Below are 19,206 nucleotides of genomic sequence, written 5' to 3'. Positions count from 1 at the left end.
CAGCCGACCCTAGCCCGTGAACAGCGCGGTCACCTTGCGGATCAACTCGACCAGGCCGTAGGCCAACGGGAGCCCCACCCACAGCCACGCGAGCACCGGCAGCGCGGTCCGGTTCACCGGGAGGCCCCTCCCGCCGACGGCTCGTGGTGCCGCCCGGCCACCGGCCGCACCAGCTCGTTGGCCGCGAACCCGACAACGAGCAGCGCGATCATGACGTGCAGCGAGGTCGTGTACCGGCCAGGCCCCGCCTCGCCGGCCGCCTCGGCGCGGTCGGCGACCGCGTTGACGATCAACGGCCCGAGCACGCCCGCCACCGACCACGCGGTCAGCAGGCGGCCGTGGATCGCGCCCACCTGGTAGGTGCCGAAGAGGTCCTTCAGGTAGGCCGGGACGGTGGCGAACCCGCCGCCGTAGAACGAGAGGACCAGCATGGCGCACACCACGAACAGCACCGTGGACGCGTCGCCCGCGAGCGCGAGCACCAGGTACGTCACCGCGCCGACACCGAGGTACACGCGGTAGACGTTCTTGCGCCCCACCAGGTCCGATGTGGACGACCACACGATCCGGCCCGCCATGTTGGCCAGCGACAGCAGCGCGACGAACCCGGCGGCGGCGCCCGCCGCGACCGGGGTGGCGGTGCCGGCGAAGAAGTCCCGGATCATCGGCGACGCCTTCTCCAGGATGCCGATGCCCGCCGTGACGTTGCAGCACAGCACCACCCACAGGCACCAGAACTGCGGCGTCCGCACGGCGTTGCGCGCCGACACGCCGAACGACGACCGCGCCGGCGACCGCTCGGCCGCCTCGGCGGGCACGCGCACCAGCAGCACGCCCACCGACATGAACACCGCGTACGCCACGCCGTGCACCAGGAACGCCAGGGCGATCCCCGCGCCGGTCCGGCCGAACGCCTCCAGCATCCCGGCCGACCAGGGCGACGCGATCAGCGCGCCGCCGCCGAACCCCATGATCGCGATGCCGGTGGCCAGGCCCGGCCGGTCCGGGAACCACTTGATCAGCGTCGACACCGGCGAGATGTACCCGATGCCCAGGCCGACGCCGCCGACCAGCCCGTAACCCAGCACGACCAGCCAGAACCACCCGGTCCACGCGCCGAGCGCCGAGATCAGGAACCCGGACGAGAAGCACGTCGCGGACACCGCCATCGCCCACCGGGGGCCGTTGCGCTCGACCAGCGTGCCGCCGAACGCCGCCGACAGCCCGAGCATCACGATGGCCACCTGGAACGGCAGCGCGCTCCGCGTGCCGGACAGGCCGAGCGCGCCCTCCAGCGGCGGCTTGAACACGCTCCACGCGTACACCTGGCCGATCGCCAGGTGCACCGACAGCGCGGCGGGCGGCACCAGCCAGCGGTTCCAGCCCGGCGGCGCGACCGTGCGCGCCCGGTCGAGGAAGCCCACCGCCCGCCACCTCCGTAACCTGGTCGGGACCGACCCGCGCAGACAGACACGGAACCTAGTGTCGAGAAGGAGTTCCACGATGGGGCGAGTGACCGTCCGTCGCCCAGTGGTCACGTATTCGCGCCGAACGCGCCGGACGCGCGTCGACGTGCTGGCCGCCGAGGAACCGTTGGAACTGCGGGTGAGCGGTTCGGCGCTGACCGTGACCATGCGGACGCCCGGTCACGACGTGGAGCTCGCGCACGGCTTCCTGCTCGGCGAGGGCGTGATCGGCGGCCTGCGCGACATCGCCGCCGCCCGGTTCTGCGCGGGGGCCGGCCCCGACGGGCTGAACACCTACAACGTGCTCGACGTGGCGCTGGCCGACCACGTGCCGCCGCCCGACGCGAGCGTGGAGCGCAACTTCTACACCACCTCGTCCTGCGGGGTGTGCGGCAAGGCGGCGCTGGACGCGGTCAAGCTCAAGACCCGCCACTCCCCCGCCGAGGACGCGGTGCGCGTCGACGTGGACGTGCTCGCCGGCCTGCCGGACGCGCTGCGCGCCAGGCAGAAGGTGTTCGCGTCCACCGGCGGCCTGCACGCGGCCGGACTTTTCACCGCATCGGGTGACGCGCTGGTGGTGCGGGAGGACGTGGGGCGGCACAACGCCGTGGACAAGGTGCTGGGCTGGGCGGTGCTCCAGGACCGCGTGCCGCTGACCGGGACCGTGCTGGTGGTGTCCGGCCGGGCGTCGTTCGAGCTGGTGCAGAAGGCGGCGATGGCGGGCGTGCCGGTGCTCGCGGCCGTGTCCGCGCCCTCGTCGCTGGCCGTCGAGCTGGCCGTGGAGCAGGGCGTCACGCTGGTCGGCTTCCTGCGCGGCGACTCGATGAACGTCTACGCGGGCGCGGAGCGGGTCGTCGCTTGAGACCCCTGGACGGAGTGCTGGTCGTCAGCCTCGAACAAGCCGTCGCCGTGCCCTACGCGACCCGCCTGCTGGCCGACCTCGGCGCGCGCGTGGTCAAGGTCGAGCGCCCCGACGGCGGCGACTTCGCCCGCCACTACGACCACGCGTGCGGCGAGGTGTCCTCGTACTTCGCGTGGACCAACGTCGGCAAGGAGTCGCTGACCCTCGACCTGAAGAACCCCGCCGGCCGCCCGGTGCTCGACCGGCTGGTCGCGCGGGCCGACGTCGTGCTGTGCAACCTGTCGCCCGCCGCGGCGCGGCGCGCGGGCGTGGACGCCGACGCGCTGCGGGCGCGGCGCCCCGCGCTGGTGGTCGGCGAGCTGTCCGGGTACGGCGAGGGCGGGCCCTACACCGGGCGCAAGGCGTTCGACGCGCTGGTGCAGTCCGAGGCGGGCCTGGTGGAGCTGACCGGCGAGGGCGACGTCACGGCCCGCGCCGGCATCTCGGTGGCCGACATCGCCGCCGGGGTGCAGCTGCACTCCGCCGTGCTGGCCGCCCTGCTGCACCGCGCGCGGACGGGAGAGGGCGCGACGCTGCGGCTGTCGCTGTTCGAGGCGCTGGCCGAGTGGATGCACCAGCCCCTGCTGTACGCGGCGGGCACGGGCCGCGCCGCGCCGCGCACCGGCGCGCACCACCCCAGCATCGCGCCTTACGGTCCGTTCCCGTGCCGGGACGGCGCGGTGCACTTGGCGGTGCAGAACGACCCGCAATGGCGGCGGCTGTGCGCCCTGCTGGGCAGGCCCGCGCTGGCCGACGACCCGCGGTTCGGCAGCGTCGCCTCGCGGGTCGCGCACCGCGCCGAGCTGCACGCCGAGCTGGACTTCACCGCCTGGTCCGCCGCCGACCTGCTGGCCGCGCTGGACGCGGCCGACGTGCCCGCCGCCCGCACCCGCGGTGTCGCCGAGCTGCCCGCGCACCCGCAGCTCGCCGCACGCGACCGCTGGGCGCGGGTCGCCGTGCCCGGCGGCGAGGCGACCGTGCTGCGCCCGCCCGTGGACTCCTCCGCGTGGGGCTGGACGCCCGGCGCGGTGCCGTCCCACGGCGCGGACACCGACCACGTGCTGGTGACGCTCGGTTACACCCCGGAGGAGATCGCGGAACTGCGGGCGCGGGGCGCGGTCTAGGCGGAACTCCCGACCGGTCGCCCGCGTTGGGACGTCGGGGGACATCCGCTGGAGGGGGAGATGGTCAGCAGGCGGACGCTGCTCGGCGCGCTCGGCGCGACCGGGCTGGCCGTCACCGGCTCGGCGGTGGCGCTGCACGGCCACGCGCCGGTCGGGGAGGCGCTGCGCCGCGTGCTGGGCGTCGCCGGGCCCGTGCCCGTCGCCAAGCGGCCCGTGGTGCGGGTGGAGCGCGTCTACTCCCGCCTGCGCGGCCGTGGGGTTGACCTCGTGACGATCCTCCCGCCGGGTGTGCCCGCCGAGGGCCTGCCCGTGTCGCTGCTGCTGCACGGGCTGCACGGCAACGCCCGCCAGGCGGCCGTCGGCGGCATGCCCGACGTGCTGGTCTCGGCCGTCGCCCGCGGCGCGGCCCCGCCGTTCGGGTTCGTGGCCGTGGACGGCGGCGACCACTACTGGCACGAGAACGTGCCCGGCGACGACCCGCTGGGGATGCTGCTCGACGAGGTGCCCCGGTGGCTCGCCGAACGCGGCCACCCGGCCCCGTTCGCGTGCACGGGGGTGTCGATGGGCGGGTTCGGGGCCCTGCTGTACGCCCGTCGGCGCGCGGAGCGCCGCGAGCCGACGGGTGCCGTCGCCGCGATCGCGCCCGCGCTGCTCACGTCGTGGCCGGAGATGGCGAAGCGGAGGGCGTTCGCGGACGAGGAGCAGTGGGCGGCGCTGGACCCGCTCCGGCACCCCGACGCGCTGCGCGGCGTGCCGCTCGGGGTGTGGGTCGGCGACCGCGACCGGTTCGTCGAGGGGACCCGGAAGTTCATCGCCGCGGCGAAGCCCGCCGTCGCCGCGATCACGCCCGGTGGTCACGACGACGTCTTCTACCGCAAGGTCGTCCCCGACGTGATCCGCTTCCTCGGCCGGCGCGTCACCGCGGCGTGAGCGGCGTCCGGTCGCTGCGCACCCACTTCAGCACCGCGCCCCACGAGCCGTAGCCCGCGGCCGCGTTCAGGTGCGCGCCGCCGACGATGACGTCCACGTCGACGCGCAGCGCCTCGGCGAGCTCCTTGCCCTGCTCCAGCGTGCAGTACGGGTCGCCCTCGCCCATCACCAGGCGCGTCGACCCGGCGGCCCGGCGCAGCGCCGCCGGGTCCAGCGGCACGTCCAGGAACTCGCTGATCAGCGGTTCCCCGGCGTGCCGCGGGCTCGGCGGCGCGACCAGCAGCACCCGGTCCACGCGCAGCGCCTCGTCGAACTCGCCCGCCGCGTGGTGCAGCCACAGCAGACCCGCGAGGGAGTGCGCGACCACCACCCGTTCGGGTGAGGTAGGTGCGGCGGCGAGGTGGTCCCGCAGCTCGGCGAGCCAGACGTCGAGCCGCGGCGCGTCCGGGAGGGTGAACTGCGGCAGGTCGACCTGCCCACCGTGGTGGGCGAGTTCGCCTGCCAGCCAGTTCTGCCAGTGCGTCGGCCCGGAACCGCCCAGGCCGTGCAGGAGCAGCGCGTAGGGCAGGGACAACGTCAGGCCGACTTCTCGCGGCGCTCCCGGCGGGACGGCTGCCGGGCCACGATCGTCGGGTTCACGTTCTCCTTCACCGTCTGCTCGGTGATGACGACCTTGGCGACGTCCGTGCGGCTCGGGATGTCGTACATCACCGGCAGCAGGACCTCCTCCATGATCGCCCGCAGGCCGCGCGCGCCGGTGCCCCGCAGGATCGCCTGGTCGGCCACCGCCTCCATCGCGGTCTTGGTGAACTCCAGCTCGACGCCGTCCATCTCGAAGAGCTTCTGGTACTGCTTGACCAGGGCGTTCTTCGGCTCGGTGAGGATGCGGACCAGGGATTCCTTGTCCAGGTTCGTGACGCTGGCGACCATCGGCAACCGGCCGATGAACTCCGGGATCAGGCCGAACTTGATCAGGTCCTCGGGCATCGACTCGGCGAAGTAGTCCGCCGCGTCCACCTCGGCCTTGGTGCGCACCTCGGCGCCGAAGCCGAGGCCGCGCTTGCCGACCCGGTCCTGGATGATCTTCTCCAGGCCCGCGAACGCGCCCGCCACGATGAACAGCACGTTCGTCGTGTCGATCTGGATGAACTCCTGGTGCGGGTGCTTGCGCCCGCCCTGTGGCGGCACGGAGGCCGTCGTGCCCTCCAGTATCTTCAGCAGCGCCTGCTGCACGCCCTCGCCGGACACGTCCCGCGTGATCGACGGGTTTTCACTCTTTCGAGCGATCTTGTCGACCTCGTCGATGTAGATGATGCCGGTCTCGGCGCGCTTGACGTCGTAGTCCGCCGCCTGGATCAGCTTGAGCAGGATGTTCTCCACATCCTCGCCCACGTAGCCCGCCTCGGTCAGCGCCGTGGCGTCCGCGATCGCGAACGGCACGTTCAGCATCTTCGCGAGGGTCTGGGCCAGGTAGGTCTTGCCGCACCCGGTCGGGCCGAGCATCAGGATGTTCGACTTGGCGAGTTCCACGCCGTCGTCGCGCCCCTCACGCCCGCGGTCGCCCGCCTGGATGCGCTTGTAGTGGTTGTAGACCGCCACCGAGAGCGTCCGCTTGGCCTCGTTCTGGCCGATCACGTACTGGTCGAGGAACTCGTGGATCTCGGCGGGCTTGGGCAGCTCGTCGAGCTTGACGTCGCCGGCCTCCGCGAGCTCTTCCTCGATGATCTCGTTGCAGAGGTCGATGCACTCATCGCAGATGTAGACACCGGGGCCGGCGATGAGTTTTTTCACCTGCTTCTGGCTCTTGCCGCAGAAAGAGCACTTCAGCAGGTCGCCGCCGTCACCGATACGCGCCATGACCGCTGACCTCTGTCCCCTCCGGCGCACGACCTGGTGAAGTGCGCCTGACTGCTGGTTGGCATCCACCCGCTGGGTGCGGTGTCCGCCCGTTCCCCTCGACGGTACCTGTCCCACCCGCATGTGCGGGAGGACCAGCGTGCCCCCGACACGCCGAACCGGGCAGGACCCCTGGTCGGTTCGGCGTGTCGGGCGTCACGGCGCGTTACTTCGCCGACAGCTTCCGGTACGGCAGGACGAGGTCCACGATGCCGTAGTCCTTGGCCTCTTCGGCGGTCAGGATCTTGTCGCGCTCGATGTCGGTGCGCACCTGCTCGGCGCTCTTGCTGGTGTGCTTGGCCAGCGTGGTCTCCAGCAGCCTGCGCACCCGCTGGATCTCGTTGGACTGGATCTCCAGGTCGGAGACCTGCCCGTAGACGCCCTCGGTGGCCGGCTGGTGGATCAGGATGCGCGAGTTGGGCAGCGCGTGGCGCTTGCCCGGCGTGCCCGCCGCCAGCAGGACCGCCGCCGCGGAGGCCGCCTGGCCCAGGCAGTAGGTCTGGATGTCCGGGCGGACGAACTGCATGGTGTCGTAGATGGCCATCAGCGAGGTGAACGAGCCACCCGGCGAGTTGATGTACATCAGGATGTCGCGGTCCGGGTCCTCCGACTCCAGCACGAGCAGCTGGGCCATCACGTCGTTGGCCGACGCGTCGTCCACCTGCACGCCGAGGAAGATGATGCGCTCCTCGAACAGCTTGTTGTACGGGTTGGACTCCTTGATGCCGTAGCTGGTGCGCTCGACGAACGAGGGGAGCACGTACCGGGACTGCGGCGCGTGGAACTGGCTCACTGGTTCTCTCCTGGTCCTGTGCTGCCCGGTCAGTTGGTGTTCGCCTGGCTGGCGCGGGTGATCACCTTGTCCACGAAGCCGTACTCCAGGGCCTCCTGGGCGGTGAACCAGCGGTCGCGGTCCGAGTCGGCGATGATGCGCTCGACCGGCTGACCGGTGTGCTGCGCGATCAGCTCGGCCATCTCCTGCTTGGTCCGGGTCAGCATGTCCGCCTGGATCGCGATGTCGGCCGCCGTGCCGCCGACGCCCGCCGAGGGCTGGTGCATCAGGATCCGGGCGTGCGGCAGGGCGTGCCGCTTGCCGGGCGTGCCCGCGGACAGCAGGAACTGGCCCATCGACGCCGCCAGCCCCATCGCGTAGGTCGCCACGTCGGGCTCGATGAGCTGCATCGTGTCGAAGATCGCCATGCCCGCCGTCACCGAGCCGCCGGGCGAGTTGATGTAGAGGGTGATGTCCTTCTCGGGGTCCTCCGCCGCGAGGAGGAGCAGCTGCGCGGTGATCTGGTTGGCGATGCCCTCTTCGACCTGCGACCCCAGCACGATGATCCGCTCGCGGAGCAGGCGCTCGTAGACCGAGTCGTTGAGGTTCATCCCCGTGGCCGACCGCATCTCGGGCGTCGGGAAGAAGTGCTGCGTCACGTCTGCCTGCCTAACTTTGCCGAAAAGAGTCTCGTAGCAACGACCTTAACGAAGGCGGGCGGCGTCGCCTTCCCGACACCGCCCGCGTTCGCTCAGGGCTTCAACTCCGGTGGAGCCTCGACGGCCTCACGCCGTCGGCTCGGCCGCCGATTCCTCAGTGGACTTCGCCTCGTCGGCCGGCTTGGCCTCGCCGAACAGCTCGTCCAGGTCGAGCGCGTTGCCCGCCGCGTCCGTGACGGTGGCCTGGCGCACGACGGAGGCCAGCGCCTTGCCCCGCCGCACGTCGGCGAAGATCGCGCCGAGCTGGCCGGACTGCTGGGCGCGCTTGACGTACTCGTCCGGGCTGATGCCGAACCGCTGCGCCTGGTAGATGATCCGCTCGGTCAGCTCCGCGTCGGAGACGCTGACCTGCTCGGCGTCCGCGATGGCGTCCAGCACCAGCTGCGTCTTGACCGCCTGCTCGGCGGCGCTGCGCACCTCGGTGTCGAACTCCTCCTTGGTCTGGCCCTGCTCGGTCAGCCACTCGGCGAACTTGTTCTCGTCGTGGTCGAAGGCGTGCACCGCGTCGTGCGCACGGGCCTCCACCTCGCCCTGGACGACGGCCTCGGGCAGCGGCACCTCGACGGAGGCCAGCAGCGCCTCCAGCACCTTGTCGCGGGCCTGCACGCCCTGCTGCATCTTCTTCACCCGGCCGAGGCGGGTCCGCAGGTCGTCCTTCAGCTCGTCCAGCGTGTCGAACTCGCTGGCCAGCTGGGCGAACTCGTCGTCGAGGCCGGGGAGCTGGCGCTCCTTGACGGAGTTCACGACGACGGTGACCTCGGCCTCGCGGCCGGCGTGCTCACCCGCCACCAGGGTGGTGGTGAAGGTCTTCGACTCGCCCTCGGACGTGCCGACCAGGGCCTCGTCGATGCCCTCGACGAGCTGCCCGGAGCCGATCTCGTAGGACAGGCCGGTGGTCTTGGCCTCCTCGACCTCCTCGCCGTCGACGGTGGCCGACAGGTCGACGATGACGAAGTCGCCCTGCTGGGCGGGCCGCTGGACGCCGGTCAGGGTGCCGAACCGGGCGCGCAGCTCGTCGAGCTGGGTGGCCACGTCGTCGTCGGTGACCTCCTGCTCGTCCACGCTCACCGACAGCTCGCCGAACGCGGGCACGGTGATCTCGGGGCGGACGTCGACCTCGGCGGTGAACGCCAGCGACTCGCCGTCCTCGATCTTCGTGACCTCGAAGTCCGGGCGGCCGAGGGTGCGGATCTCGCCGGAGCTGACCGCCTCCAGGTACTTGGCCGGGATGGCTTCCTGGACGACCTCGTCCAGGACGGGCGCGCGGCCGATGCGGCTCTCCAGCACGCGGGCCGGCGCCTTGCCGGGGCGGAAGCCGGGGATGCGGACCTGCTTGGCCAGCTTGCGGTAGGCGCGGTCGAAGTCCGACTTGAGCTCGTCGAACGGCACCTCGACGTTGATCCGGACCCGCGTCGGGCTCAGGTGCTCGACGGTGCTCTTCAACGTGGTCTCCTCGTAACGGGCAGGACGTGCGGAACACCCCGGAAACGCTCTGCCGGGCGCCGGGATTCCGCTTGAGTCTAGGCGGTGGGCCGGGGCGGGGCGGGCGGCACCCCGTAATCGCCCGCGGGGGCGGTCGTGGACGGCGACGCGGCCGCGGGGTCGGTTCGGCGTGGTCGCGCCCGTGTCGCGGCGAGGTCGTCGCCGTGTCGCGGCGGTGTCGTGCCGGTGGCGGTGGGATGGCGTGGGTCCGCGCCCTCGGGCGTGTCGTGCGCGCTGCGGCTTCCCGCGCGGTGCTCGGAATCGGTTCGGGCGCGTGGGATTCACCGGCTCGGGGGTACCGCTGCCCGCACGTGGCACGGCGGCGCGTGGCGGGCACGAGGTGCTCCGCGCACGACGGTGAAGAGGGGTGGGCGAGGAGCAGCGCGCGAGAAAATGATTCCTCATCGCTTTGGTCTTGCGGGGGCTGCCGGATCCGCGCGACGCCCGGTCGCATTGTGGACAGATGACGCATGGCGGGGTCGCGACCATTTTCGGCGGGGCGGGCGGCAGTTCGGCGTTCGGCGTAATCGCCATTTTTTGCAAGGTTTTCACATTTCACTCGACCGAGGAGCCGCGACGGACCGGCGGCGGTCACCCGAGGCCCGCGCCCGGATCGGCCGGCGCGGCGCGGGGCCTGGCCGCGCGGAGGCCGGCACCGGCCGCGCCCGCGGACCCTTGTCCGCACCAGTGCGGAAAACCGGGCGGGAAGGCCGTTCACACGTCGGCCCGGCAACACGCCGGAACGGCGGCCCACATACCACCGAACGGCCCACCGGAGGCCCGTTTGACTAGGCCGTTCGAGTGATGCGAGAGGTTGCCCACGCGAAGGGACACCCGATCACCGACCGCAGTCGACACACTCTCCTGTAACACGGATGTCGTAGCGACGACCTACTGTCTGCGACCGCAAGGGAGGGGAGGTTGCCCGGATAGGGTGAACGGCGTCCGTTCGGAGCAGCGCGCGACGGAAAGTTTTCACGTGTCGAGATGACTCCACTCGCCGTAGTCCATTAGTGTGGGTTTCAGGTAGCGTGACGGCCGGACCCGCATCACTGGACCACGAAATAATTCACGTTGCCGGACGTTCTGGGGGGTCAGCAGCGGACGTCACCGGCAACCGGGACCAGAGGAACGAGCGAAACAATGTCATCGAGCTCTTTCACCACCTACCAGACAAGGTGCCGATGACCCGATGAGAGCCATTCCGCCGCTGCCGAACAGTAAGCCACGGCCCGCCCCCGACGCCGGCTCTGCACCGCACCGCGTCGACCCCGGTCTGGTCGTGGGAGGAACACGAGTCCATCGGGTACCGCCCCTCACGGTCGAGCGGCGATGTTGATCAGCACCCGGTCGCGCCCGGTCACCCGGCGCGACCAGGTCGACTGCCGCCACGCAACGAAACCCACGAGGCCGTCCTGCACCGGCCGCTCGTGGATCACTGTCACGCACCGTTGGGGAGCTCCATGGAGACGCGTCAGCTTTTGGCGTTCACAACTGTGGTTCAAACGGGCAGTTTCACCAAGGCAGCCGCCACGCTGAATTGCTCGCAACCCACCATCACCACCCGGATCAAGGCACTTGAGGAAACCCTCGGCGTGCCGTTGTTCCGCCGACTACCGCGCGGCATCCAGATGACCTCCGCGGGCGTCGAGCTGCTGCCGTTCGCGCGCAACATCATCACGCTGACGGACAAGGCGCGGAAAGCCATCACGATGAACGGCGAACCGCACGGCAAGCTGGTCATCGGCAGTGCGCAGAGCCTGACCGACTACCGGCTGCTGCCGCTGATCGAGTACATGTGCTGGCGCTACCCGAGCGTCCAGATCTCACTGCACTCCCGCAACACCCAGACCAACCTGGCGTCCGTGCGCGACGGCAGGCTGGACTGCACGTTCTTCATCGGCTCCGTGGAGCCGCGGGAGGGGTTGGAGACGACCGTGCTGTGCCCGGAGCCGCTGGTCATGGTCGCCGGTCCCACGCACGCGCTCACGAGGCGTTCCGTGATCACCGAGGACGAGCTGCGCGGGAGCACGCTCATCCGGGCCGAGAACGGCGCGAGCTACTACGAGCAGTTCGAGCAGGCGCTCGGGCTCCAGGACGCGGAGGCCAAGTCGCCGGTGCTGGCGCTGGATTCGATCGACGCCGCCAAGCGCGCGGTCGCCTCGGGTCTGGGGATCTCGCTGGTCCCCGAGGTGACGGTCGCGGCGGAGTTGGCCGACGGGAGGCTGTGCCGCCTGCCCTGGGTGCCGCCGTTCCGGGTGTACACCCAGTTCGCGTGGCGCCAGGACAACTCGACCAACCCGTCGGTGACGGCGCTGGTGTCGGCGGCGGCGCAGGTGGTGAGCGAGCAGGTGGCGACACCGGCCTGAGGTGAGCGACTGGGGACGGCCGTTCTTGAGCGCGCATGGCGCGGTGTGCTCAAGAACGGCGGGCAGGACGGGCTTCCACGGGTGGGGCCGAGCCTCAGGCGGACTGCTCCGAGCGGGGTGTCACCGAACGTCCGCACCCGTCGACCGGAATGCCTCTACCAGCGTTGCCGCTGGTAGAGGCCGACCGTCGGGGCGACAGGATTTGAACCTGCGACCCCCCGCTCCCAAAGCGGGTGCGCTACCAAACTGCGCCACGCCCCGGTCGCCGACACCCTATCGCGACCGGCTAAGCTGTCCCCGCGCCCACCCCCGGTGGGCGCGATGCGGGTGTAGCTCAATGGTAGAGCCCCAGCCTTCCAAGCTGGTCATGCGGGTTCGATTCCCGTCACCCGCTCTCCCCTTCCGCCGCAGGTAGTCGCCTCGCGGTTCGTCCCAAGTGGACGACCTTCCCACCCTTCTTGATCTTCCGTGCCCCCCGCGTGCCCCTCGGTGCCCTGGGCGTGCCCTTCGCAGCCTTGACCATCGCCTCGATCCCGACCGCGATCTTCCTGCCCCGCTCCTCCCGCGCGTGGAGGTAGATCATGGCCGCGCGGGTGGAGCTGTGGCCCATCCGGTCCATGAGTTCGCGGAGCGTCGCCCCCGTTTCAGCCGCCAACGTGTTGCCGGTGTGCCTGAGGTCGTGCAGGTGGACGTCCGGCATCCCGGCGGCGGTCCGAGCGGCGTTCCAGATGTTCCAGAAGTTGTTCCGCTTCGGCCTGCCGCCCTTCGGTCCGAGGAACACCCAGGCGTTCGAGCCCTCACCGACGAACACGTCAAGATGCCGGTCGATCTCCTCCGTCAGGAACGGCGGCAACGTCACCGACCGCTTGCCCTTGGCCTTGGGATCGTCATCGAACAACTCCCCCGCGTCCGGTTGCACCGTCTGCCGGTCGACCTTGACGACGTAAAACGTCCGACCGCCGTCTTCCACCCGGGAGAAGTCCCGCCGCCGAAGACCCACCATCTCGGCGAACCGCAAGCTCCCGAACGTGGCCAACAACACGACGAGCCGGTACCTGGCCTGAATGGCATCCGCCGCCGCGAACACTTGATCCAGGCTCGCTGTCGGCCGCTCCGGGCTCTCCTCCCTGCCGCCGCCCTTGATGGTGCACGGGTTGTGCTTGAGAAGCCGCTCCTCCGGTGCCGAAGCCGTGTTCAGCACCGCTCGCAGGAACCGGTACGCCTTGGCCACCGTCACCTCACCGACACCGTCCGCGAGCAGCTCCTTACGCCACCTCCGAACCCGAGCCGGGCTGAGGTCGGACAGCATCACGTCACCGAGCTTCGGCCCCACGTGGTTCCGCAGGAGTCCCCGGTACAGCTCGACTGTCCGCACCGCCAGGTCCCGCTCCCCGATCCAGGCTTCGGCGTAGGTTCGCAGCTCGATCTTCCCCGCGTCCGGGTTGGTCCAGTCACCCCGGACGATGTCCGTCTCAACGGTGCTGAGCCACTGTTCCGCGTCCTTCTCCCGCTCGAACGTCTCGGGCGCGGGGTGCTGCTTCCCGTCCGGACCCTGGTATCGAGCCTGGAACCGCCCGGACGGCAGCCGTCGCACCCGGCCGAACCGACGCCGCTTCTCACTCACGACGCCCTCCGAAACCGGAACCGGACCGCTTCCGCGTCGAACGCCTCGACCCGTCCCGCCTCGATGAAGGCGTCAAGATCCACCTTCTTGAACCGGATGAGTCGCCCAAGCCGGTGAAACGGCACCCGACGCTCCGCGATCAACCGGCGGACGAACCGCACGGTCGTACTCATGTACTCGGCCGCCTCGGGCACGCTGAAGTGCTCTTTGTCGTTCACCGTGTTCCCCCTGGTCAAGCCGCTGCCGGCGACATTGCTGAAACATCTGCGGTTGCCGGCCGCAGCCGGGCGAGCACGTCTTGCGCCTGGTCGTACTCGGCGCGCCACTTGAGCCGTTGGGCGATCATGTGCATGAGCAGTTCCACCCGTGACGGGACGTGCGGGTCACCGGCCCGGACCGGAGCCCATTGGAGCCGGGCCGTAGCGGGGTTCGGCTTGGTGATGCCCGCTGCTTCCAGGGCTTCCCGGACGAACGCGGCGCGGTCGCCCTTGTGCTCGGCGAGGGTCTTGCCCGACCAGCGGCGGGAGACCAATACCCGCCGACCGGGCAGGCCGAGGGTGTCCCGTCGGTGTGCCTTGCCCTTGCAGTGGCCCGGTGTAGTTCGGGAGGTGGCTCCCTTGGGTTGGATGCCGTAGAGCAGCCAGACCGCGCACCGCTCCGAGCACGGCGTGACGGCCAGCTCTGCCGCCAAGCGGTCCGCGTGGTCGATCAGGCGCGGGGAGGCGTCGGTCTGGACTACTTCGGTGATGGCCTTGGTCAGGTACTTGGTGAGGTAGCCGATGTGCCGTCCGGCTTCCTCGGTGCCGCCCAGGATGCCTTTGGAGTGCACCTGCGGGCCGAACACGGCGACGTGCGCCGGCGTGTCCAGGTCCGCCACGGCGTCGGCCCAGCGGGTCAGCGGGGTGGTGGTGTCGGGGTCCACGAAGCCCTTGCTGGTCATGTCCCAGACCGGCAGGCGATCGCCGCCGTAGACCGGGGTGTCGTGGTCGGGCCACCAGACCTGGAGGTAGGTGGCGGCGGTGACCTGGCGGACGACCTTGTGCGGGATCGAGCCGCGTACGGCGAAGTGGGCGTGTGGGGTGATGCGTCGTTGGGGTTCAACGGTGCCGAAATACTGAGCGTCGTACCCGACCACCCGGCGGAGGTTCTGCCACCAGCGGTCGACCAGGGAGGCGAAGTGCACCGCGTCGCGGGCGGCTCGCCGGTAGTCATAGGTGTCCGGGTCGACGGGCGCGCCGTCGGGGCGGACCTTGCCGTAGGTGTCGAGGGTGAGCGTGACGAAGGTGGAGGGCCGGTAGCGGCCGGCGAACTCCCGCCCGACGGTGCGCTTGTCGACCTTGCGGCGGGGCAGGTTCGGTGTGTCCTGCCGTCGCCGCGTGGACCGGGCCGGAGCGGTCCGTGCGAGTCGTTCCACGGCGGGAAGGGCACCGCGGACACCCTCCCGCCTCAGGTCGGTGTCGGTCTCCCGGATGCCCTCCCGCAGATCGTCGGCGTCGCCCAGCTCGCCGGATGCGACGGCCCGCCGGTACTCCGCCGTCAGGTCCGACCGGTGCACCACCAGGGCGACCTGATCGGCGGTCGGGGTGTGCCGTTCGGCCACCGGCTCGTGGTCGAGGTGCCAGCCTTCCCGGCACTGGGCCATGCGGGAGCGGCGGTTACGGTCCGCGCACGCCGGGCACTTGCTCGCCTGGGTGGCGTTGCAGCGGATACCGACGATCCGCACTTCGCCGGTGTCCCGGTCCACGACCTCGCGCAGCACCGGCCGGGTGCACACGCCGTGCTGTTCGGCCGCCGCCTTGACCACGTCCAGGGTCAACGGCATCCGGGCACGCTCGGCCGAGGTCATCCCCGCCACGTCCAACGGCACCGCCGCGACCACGGTCGTCGTGTCCTGTGTGGGCTCGTTCATGCCGCCGCACCTCCCGTGGTGTCGCCTGGATCGGGACGGGTGGGCAACGGGTGCACCGTCGCGTCGTCCACTGTCAGGAACAGCCCCAGTTCCACCAGGTCGGCGTCGGTGACGTGGAAGGCGCGAGTCCGCTCCGGTTCCCGCCGTCCGTCGACCTTCGACCACGCCACGCCGGGTGTGGTCTCGCTGATCTCGTGCGCTGCCGCGCCGCGTTGACGCACGCCGTCGCCCAGCACCATGTCCACCTGTTGCGGCTCGTCCAGCCGCAGCGCCACCCGCGTGGTGAACAGATGCCGGAAGGAGACGACCTCCTTGCGCGGGTCCTGGACCAGGCCCACGACGGCGTAGCCGGGTGCGCGGCCCTGTGAGGTGATGGTCTGCACCGCCCATGCCGCACGCTCCCGGAGCTGCTTGTCCGGCTGGTAGGCGATCAGGTCCGCCAGCTCGTCCACCACCAGCACGGTGAACGGCTCACCGCCGGACCGAGCCCACAACCGCCGCACACCCCGGTACCGCGACGCGCGCTCCTTGACCTCAGCGGCGATCTCCTCCAGCAGCACGACCGCGTCCGGCCCGTTGTCGTACACCACCCGGTCGAACGCGTCCGGACACTGCCCCAGCTCCATACCACCCTTCGGGTCGACCCCCACCAGGCGAACCAGGCCCGCCCGGACCGCCGGCGCGAGCTGCCACACGATCGACCACAACACGGACCCCTTGCCCGCACCGGGTACACCCACCACGAGCACCTGAGAGCCCAGCAGCCGCAGTCGCCACGGCTTGCCGATCTCCGTGCGGCCGACCACCACCCGCTTGAGATCCACACCGTCCACGTCATCGGACAACGGAGGCACCGGGAGGGCACGGGCCAGCGGGTCACGGTGCACGAAATCCAGCTCGATCAACCGCGGCTTCAACACCCGAACCCGACACGACCGCGCGCCGAACGAGTGCGCCAGGCCGTCACGACGCAGCTCCCACATCTCCGCGGACTGCGCCGGGATCATCCGCACCCGGACGCGGTCCCGCCAGCCGTCCGACCGCACCCGTCGCAGACGCGGCCGATACTCACGCCCGCGACTGTCCTTGGCCAGCTCGCCAAGCCGCATGGTGGCCCGCCAACGCGGGACGTAGACCGTGGCCCGCCGCCATTCCGTCACCAACCGCAGCCACACCCACCGCACGAACGAAGACCGGTCCAGGCCCGACCAGATCACCAGCGACGCCACCACCGCCAGGACCGCCAGGAGTAGCGGCCACGGGCCGAACCGCAACGAGCACCAGGCCGCCATCGTCGGCACCGACACCGCCACCGGGTAGCGGACCACGACGAGCACCAGGCGCACGACGGCCACCACCAGCAGCCACACCAATGCCAGCACCGCCGCCAACCACTTCAGCTTCCCCGGCACCAACACCCACCACGGCACCCGAGGACGCGCACCCTCGAACGGAGCAGGATCAACCCACCGCGACATCAGGCCACACCCCCGCCCTGCGGCATCACCACGGGGGTGGCGAACACGTTGGGGATCTTCCACACCGTTGCGTGAAAGCACAGGCTTGACGGCCGACCCCCATGCACAGATACCCTTGACATGACTGGAATCCCTTGTGTCACAACAAAGCGGATGCGAAAGCCAGTCGATGTGTCACCGGGAACAGACCAAGGCCCGCCAAGACTGAGGCTGTTCCCGGTGATCACACCCACCGGCTTGAGAACTCTTCAGTTGTCGTCACACGCCGTATGCGACGCGTGCGTCATCGCCACGGCAGTCGAATCAACCGCCGTTCGCTGTCCAGCGTCGATCAGCCGGATGGTCTATCCAGCACTTTCACCGTCGGGGCGCGACGCCGCTCGACTGGTTCATGTCGGAATCCTCCCGACGCACGCTTCCGGTGCCGAAACACCTTTCACAGCGCTTCTCACCACCATCCCCGCAAGGCACACGACCGAGCGTGCAGTCCCCGACCGGGCAGGACACCCAGGCCCCCGAGTGCTTGCGCTCCTGGCGGTGCCGCCGAGCGACTTCCTGAAGCCTTCGACCGATCACCACCATGTCGTGACCGATGGCCGACTCGTCCACCGGCAGGAACGCGTGTTCGGGAAACCCGCCCTTGGCAGCGTTCGTGTACTCGACCAGTTCAGCGGTCAGGGCGCGCAGGTCCTCCAGCATGTCCCGCTCCTCCTGGGACAGGCCGGGCTTTACGCGATCGCTCACGGGCGCTGTGGTCATGCCTGCTTCCTTATGCGCTCGACACTCCAGACGGGATGAACTCCTCACAGCGGGTACCTCCCCGTATCCGTCTCCGTCTCGCCCAAGTGTTCCCGCAGAACGTCACCAAGCCCCTGGGCGTGCAATTCCTCGGCGATCGCGATCAACGACTGTCCCTGCTCCATGCGTGCTTCCGCCGCCGGGTCCAACAGATCAGCCACCGTCGCGGCCTGAATCGCCACCTTCGTCAGGTACGTCGCCAACTCCACCGAACCGTCGGCACGGTCCGACGGCGCGAGCACCACGGCCTGACCGGCCCCCAGCACCAACCGCAACGCGTGCAACCTCGTACCGGGCCACTTCACAACCTCGACCCGCGAACCCATGTCCGGGGCGAACACCAATCGCACATCCGCAGTCATGACTACGCCGCCACCTGTCCCGTGCCGCCTTCGGCCTTCACCGACGACGACCCGCCACGACGACCAGCCTGCTGCGGCGCCACCATCTCGTCCGCCCACACCGTGTACGCCACCCAGCCGTCCTTCACGTACGGCGTCACCTTCAACCCCGTGAACACCGCCGGCCGAAACGGCGTCCCCGCCAACACCTCCGGAGGAACCGGCTGCACCTCGGCGGCGATCTTCACCACCTGACCGGTGTTCCTGCCCTTCGCGGACGGGTCCGTACCCTGCACAACCCACACCGGACGCCCCGACACCTTGTCCACCGCGTCCCGCGACTTCCCGTCCACCCAGTCCTTGCCCCGCTCCACCGAGATCACGAAAAACCCCTGTGGGAACAACTCATCGAACATGATCGGAAACCTGTGACCAGCAGGAACGGCCATCTTTCAGCACCTCTTACCGTTGGAGGATCGCCCCGACACCGGGGACTTGTCATCCATATTAGCTGTATAACCCTTATGACTCAGCAATTTGGTGTACTTCGATCAGGTGATCTACAGATCACCTAGGTCAGTCGTTACAGTTGCTCCATGGAGACCGAGGCCGCGGACGGCCGACCTGCGTACCAACAGCTCGCGGATGCATTGCGTCGAGCGATCGCCGCAGGCACGTATGCGCCAGGCGACCAACTTCCCACGATGAGCGAACTCGCGGAGAAGCACGGCATCGCCGTGATGACGGTCCGAGAGTCGATCAAGATGCTCGCATCGGAAGGGCTGGTGATCGCGCGACAGGGCAAGGGCGTGTTCGTGCTTCGCACACCTACCCCTGACCAGGCACCGGTCTCGGGTGCCCAAGTGGTCACGATGCTTCACCAGCTCGAACGTGTCGTTGATCAGCTTTCGGACCGCTTGGCCGCTGTTGAACGACGCCTGGACCAGGAAGACGGCTCTCGACCAAGTCCAACCGCGTAGCCAACTCCTCTACTCGCTGCGTGAGCCGGTACAGACCTTCGACCACGTCGCCCCATTCGGCGTCGCTCAGTCCGGTCGTGCCGCTGGTTACCTGCTCGCTCACGACTGCCCCCGCTTCTCGGTGTCCTCCGTCTTGTCGACCGCGTTCTCAACTCAAGGTGGTGGCCTTGCTCCCCATGAGTTCCCGGCACCGCGCCGCGAAGGCGAGTGCGGCGTCAGCCAGCGTGTCCGCGAAGCAGGCCGCCAGCTCCACGCTCCCCGGCTCACCGTCGAGGTCGATCACCAGCGTGCCGGTACCGACGTCCATGACGAGCTTGGGGCGACCAGCCGCATCGGTTGCGACCTGCGCGGAGTCCCCGAACCGGGGGCGCACCACCACGTCCATCCCTGTCCCACCTCCCACGGATAGCGACGGCA

At 70.0% G+C, this 19,206-nt stretch carries 21 protein-coding genes and 2 tRNA genes; 6 read left to right on the top strand and 17 right to left on the bottom strand.

The window, feature by feature from the left end; translation table 11 throughout:
- Positions 1-9: 9 nt before the first annotated feature.
- Both C8E97_RS36775 and C8E97_RS08095 read right to left on the bottom strand, forming a co-directional pair.
- Positions 10-117, bottom strand: a complete 108-nt coding sequence (locus C8E97_RS36775; protein WP_425470493.1) for an MFS transporter small subunit — start codon at positions 115-117, stop codon at positions 10-12.
- A complete protein-coding gene (locus C8E97_RS08095) occupies positions 114-1,424 on the bottom strand; it encodes an OFA family MFS transporter (RefSeq protein WP_121003091.1) in 1,311 nt (436 codons plus the stop codon). The genes C8E97_RS36775 and C8E97_RS08095 overlap by 4 nt, the downstream gene beginning before the upstream one ends.
- 79 nt (positions 1,425-1,503) lie before the next feature.
- Between C8E97_RS08095 and fdhD the strand changes: the two genes are divergently transcribed.
- From fdhD to C8E97_RS08080, 3 genes are read left to right on the top strand one after another with little or no spacing between them, the layout of a single operon-like run.
- Positions 1,504-2,328 (top strand): formate dehydrogenase accessory sulfurtransferase FdhD, encoded by an 825-nt coding sequence (gene fdhD / locus C8E97_RS08090; protein ID WP_121003089.1) that lies wholly within the window; start codon positions 1,504-1,506, stop codon positions 2,326-2,328.
- Positions 2,325-3,491 (top strand): CaiB/BaiF CoA transferase family protein, encoded by a 1,167-nt coding sequence (locus tag C8E97_RS08085; protein WP_121003087.1) that lies wholly within the window; start codon positions 2,325-2,327, stop codon positions 3,489-3,491. The genes fdhD and C8E97_RS08085 overlap by 4 nt, the downstream gene beginning before the upstream one ends.
- A gap of 60 nt (positions 3,492-3,551) precedes the next feature.
- Positions 3,552-4,421 (top strand): alpha/beta hydrolase, encoded by an 870-nt coding sequence (locus tag C8E97_RS08080; protein WP_121003085.1) that lies wholly within the window; start codon positions 3,552-3,554, stop codon positions 4,419-4,421.
- On the opposite strand, the gene C8E97_RS08075 is transcribed toward C8E97_RS08080, so the two are convergent.
- The 6 genes from C8E97_RS08075 to C8E97_RS36430 all read right to left on the bottom strand — a co-directional run bounded on the left by C8E97_RS08075 (position 4,408) and on the right by C8E97_RS36430 (position 10,735).
- Positions 4,408-4,995: an RBBP9/YdeN family alpha/beta hydrolase gene (locus tag C8E97_RS08075; RefSeq protein WP_121003083.1), complete on the bottom strand. Its 588-nt coding sequence runs from the start codon at positions 4,993-4,995 to the stop codon at positions 4,408-4,410. The two genes, C8E97_RS08080 and C8E97_RS08075, sit on opposite strands and share 14 nt — an antisense overlap.
- A 2-nt stretch (positions 4,996-4,997) precedes the next feature.
- Positions 4,998-6,278, bottom strand: coding sequence for an ATP-dependent Clp protease ATP-binding subunit ClpX (gene clpX / locus C8E97_RS08070; protein ID WP_121003081.1), 1,281 nt, complete (start codon positions 6,276-6,278; stop codon positions 4,998-5,000).
- Between the two features lie 205 nt (positions 6,279-6,483).
- Positions 6,484-7,110 carry an ATP-dependent Clp protease proteolytic subunit gene (locus C8E97_RS08065; RefSeq protein ID WP_121003079.1) on the bottom strand — a complete coding sequence of 209 codons (627 nt, stop codon included), beginning with the start codon at positions 7,108-7,110 and terminating at the stop codon, positions 6,484-6,486.
- A 29-nt stretch (positions 7,111-7,139) separates the two neighbouring features.
- Positions 7,140-7,748: an ATP-dependent Clp protease proteolytic subunit gene (locus tag C8E97_RS08060; RefSeq protein WP_204841890.1), complete on the bottom strand. Its 609-nt coding sequence runs from the start codon at positions 7,746-7,748 to the stop codon at positions 7,140-7,142.
- Between the two features lie 126 nt (positions 7,749-7,874).
- Complete coding sequence (gene tig / locus C8E97_RS08055; RefSeq protein WP_121003077.1) at positions 7,875-9,251, bottom strand: trigger factor; 1,377 nt, start codon at positions 9,249-9,251, stop codon at positions 7,875-7,877.
- A 1,355-nt stretch (positions 9,252-10,606) separates the two neighbouring features.
- On the bottom strand, positions 10,607-10,735 hold the full coding sequence (locus C8E97_RS36430) for a hypothetical protein (RefSeq protein WP_281275316.1): 129 nt from the start codon (positions 10,733-10,735) through the stop codon (positions 10,607-10,609).
- An 18-nt stretch (positions 10,736-10,753) separates the two neighbouring features.
- On the opposite strand from C8E97_RS36430, the gene C8E97_RS08050 reads away from it, so the two are divergent.
- Positions 10,754-11,659 carry a LysR family transcriptional regulator gene (locus tag C8E97_RS08050; RefSeq protein ID WP_121003075.1) on the top strand — a complete coding sequence of 302 codons (906 nt, stop codon included), beginning with the start codon at positions 10,754-10,756 and terminating at the stop codon, positions 11,657-11,659.
- Positions 11,660-11,846: 187 nt separating this feature from the next.
- On the opposite strand, the gene C8E97_RS08045 is transcribed toward C8E97_RS08050, so the two are convergent.
- Positions 11,847-11,920, bottom strand: a tRNA-Pro gene (locus tag C8E97_RS08045).
- A 62-nt stretch (positions 11,921-11,982) separates the two neighbouring features.
- Between C8E97_RS08045 and C8E97_RS08040 the strand changes: the two genes are divergently transcribed.
- Positions 11,983-12,053: transfer RNA gene (locus C8E97_RS08040), tRNA-Gly, on the top strand.
- Here C8E97_RS08040 and C8E97_RS08035 read toward each other — a convergent pair.
- The 7 genes from C8E97_RS08035 to C8E97_RS08005 form a co-directional block, all read right to left on the bottom strand.
- Positions 12,045-13,283, bottom strand: coding sequence for a tyrosine-type recombinase/integrase (locus C8E97_RS08035; RefSeq protein ID WP_121003073.1), 1,239 nt, complete (start codon positions 13,281-13,283; stop codon positions 12,045-12,047). The two genes, C8E97_RS08040 and C8E97_RS08035, sit on opposite strands and share 9 nt — an antisense overlap.
- Positions 13,280-13,501: an excisionase family DNA-binding protein gene (locus C8E97_RS08030; protein WP_211346947.1), complete on the bottom strand. Its 222-nt coding sequence runs from the start codon at positions 13,499-13,501 to the stop codon at positions 13,280-13,282. The genes C8E97_RS08035 and C8E97_RS08030 overlap by 4 nt, the downstream gene beginning before the upstream one ends.
- Positions 13,502-13,515: 14 nt before the next feature.
- Positions 13,516-15,129: a replication initiator gene (locus tag C8E97_RS08025; protein WP_170212098.1), complete on the bottom strand. Its 1,614-nt coding sequence runs from the start codon at positions 15,127-15,129 to the stop codon at positions 13,516-13,518.
- A gap of 59 nt (positions 15,130-15,188) precedes the next feature.
- On the bottom strand, positions 15,189-16,670 hold the full coding sequence (locus C8E97_RS08020; RefSeq protein WP_121003069.1) for an FtsK/SpoIIIE domain-containing protein: 1,482 nt from the start codon (positions 16,668-16,670) through the stop codon (positions 15,189-15,191).
- A gap of 357 nt (positions 16,671-17,027) precedes the next feature.
- On the bottom strand, positions 17,028-17,369 hold the full coding sequence (locus C8E97_RS08015) for a hypothetical protein (RefSeq protein ID WP_147455027.1): 342 nt from the start codon (positions 17,367-17,369) through the stop codon (positions 17,028-17,030).
- A gap of 104 nt (positions 17,370-17,473) precedes the next feature.
- Positions 17,474-17,830, bottom strand: a complete 357-nt coding sequence (locus C8E97_RS08010) for a hypothetical protein (protein ID WP_121003065.1) — start codon at positions 17,828-17,830, stop codon at positions 17,474-17,476.
- Positions 17,831-17,832: 2 nt separating this feature from the next.
- Positions 17,833-18,225 (bottom strand): hypothetical protein, encoded by a 393-nt coding sequence (locus tag C8E97_RS08005; protein WP_246018750.1) that lies wholly within the window; start codon positions 18,223-18,225, stop codon positions 17,833-17,835.
- Between the two features lie 180 nt (positions 18,226-18,405).
- Between C8E97_RS08005 and C8E97_RS08000 the strand changes: the two genes are divergently transcribed.
- A complete protein-coding gene (locus tag C8E97_RS08000) occupies positions 18,406-18,789 on the top strand; it encodes a winged helix-turn-helix domain-containing protein (protein WP_121003062.1) in 384 nt (127 codons plus the stop codon).
- A gap of 148 nt (positions 18,790-18,937) precedes the next feature.
- Here the strand turns inward: C8E97_RS08000 and C8E97_RS07995 are convergent, their stop codons facing one another.
- Positions 18,938-19,174 carry a hypothetical protein gene (locus C8E97_RS07995; protein WP_121003060.1) on the bottom strand — a complete coding sequence of 79 codons (237 nt, stop codon included), beginning with the start codon at positions 19,172-19,174 and terminating at the stop codon, positions 18,938-18,940.
- Between the last annotated feature and the right edge of the window lie 32 nt (positions 19,175-19,206).

Origin of the sequence: Saccharothrix australiensis, assembly GCF_003634935.1 — a bacterium.
In the GTDB taxonomy this organism is placed as follows: domain Bacteria; phylum Actinomycetota; class Actinomycetes; order Mycobacteriales; family Pseudonocardiaceae; genus Actinosynnema; species Actinosynnema australiense.
The sequence above is the reverse complement of the archived record's forward strand: the minus strand, read 5'-3'. Positions and strand labels throughout refer to the sequence as shown.

What these genes read in the sequence shown, in the direction of transcription:
- fdhD (WP_121003089.1), top strand. Translation starts at nt 1,504, where the DNA reads ATGGGGCGAGTGACCGTCCGTCGCCCAGTGGTCACGTATTCGCGCCGA.
- C8E97_RS08080 (WP_121003085.1), top strand. Translation starts at nt 3,552, where the DNA reads ATGGTCAGCAGGCGGACGCTGCTCGGCGCGCTCGGCGCGACCGGGCTG.
- clpX (WP_121003081.1), bottom strand. Translation starts at nt 6,278, where the DNA reads ATGGCGCGTATCGGTGACGGCGGCGACCTGCTGAAGTGCTCTTTCTGC.
- C8E97_RS08050 (WP_121003075.1), top strand. Translation starts at nt 10,754, where the DNA reads ATGGAGACGCGTCAGCTTTTGGCGTTCACAACTGTGGTTCAAACGGGC.
- C8E97_RS08025 (WP_170212098.1), bottom strand. Translation starts at nt 15,129, where the DNA reads ATGACCTCGGCCGAGCGTGCCCGGATGCCGTTGACCCTGGACGTGGTC.
- C8E97_RS08020 (WP_121003069.1), bottom strand. Translation starts at nt 16,670, where the DNA reads ATGTCGCGGTGGGTTGATCCTGCTCCGTTCGAGGGTGCGCGTCCTCGG.
- C8E97_RS08015 (WP_147455027.1), bottom strand. Translation starts at nt 17,369, where the DNA reads ATGCTGGAGGACCTGCGCGCCCTGACCGCTGAACTGGTCGAGTACACG.
- C8E97_RS08010 (WP_121003065.1), bottom strand. Translation starts at nt 17,830, where the DNA reads ATGACTGCGGATGTGCGATTGGTGTTCGCCCCGGACATGGGTTCGCGG.
- C8E97_RS08005 (WP_246018750.1), bottom strand. Translation starts at nt 18,225, where the DNA reads ATGTTCGATGAGTTGTTCCCACAGGGGTTTTTCGTGATCTCGGTGGAG.
- C8E97_RS08000 (WP_121003062.1), top strand. Translation starts at nt 18,406, where the DNA reads ATGGAGACCGAGGCCGCGGACGGCCGACCTGCGTACCAACAGCTCGCG.
- C8E97_RS07995 (WP_121003060.1), bottom strand. Translation starts at nt 19,174, where the DNA reads ATGGACGTGGTGGTGCGCCCCCGGTTCGGGGACTCCGCGCAGGTCGCA.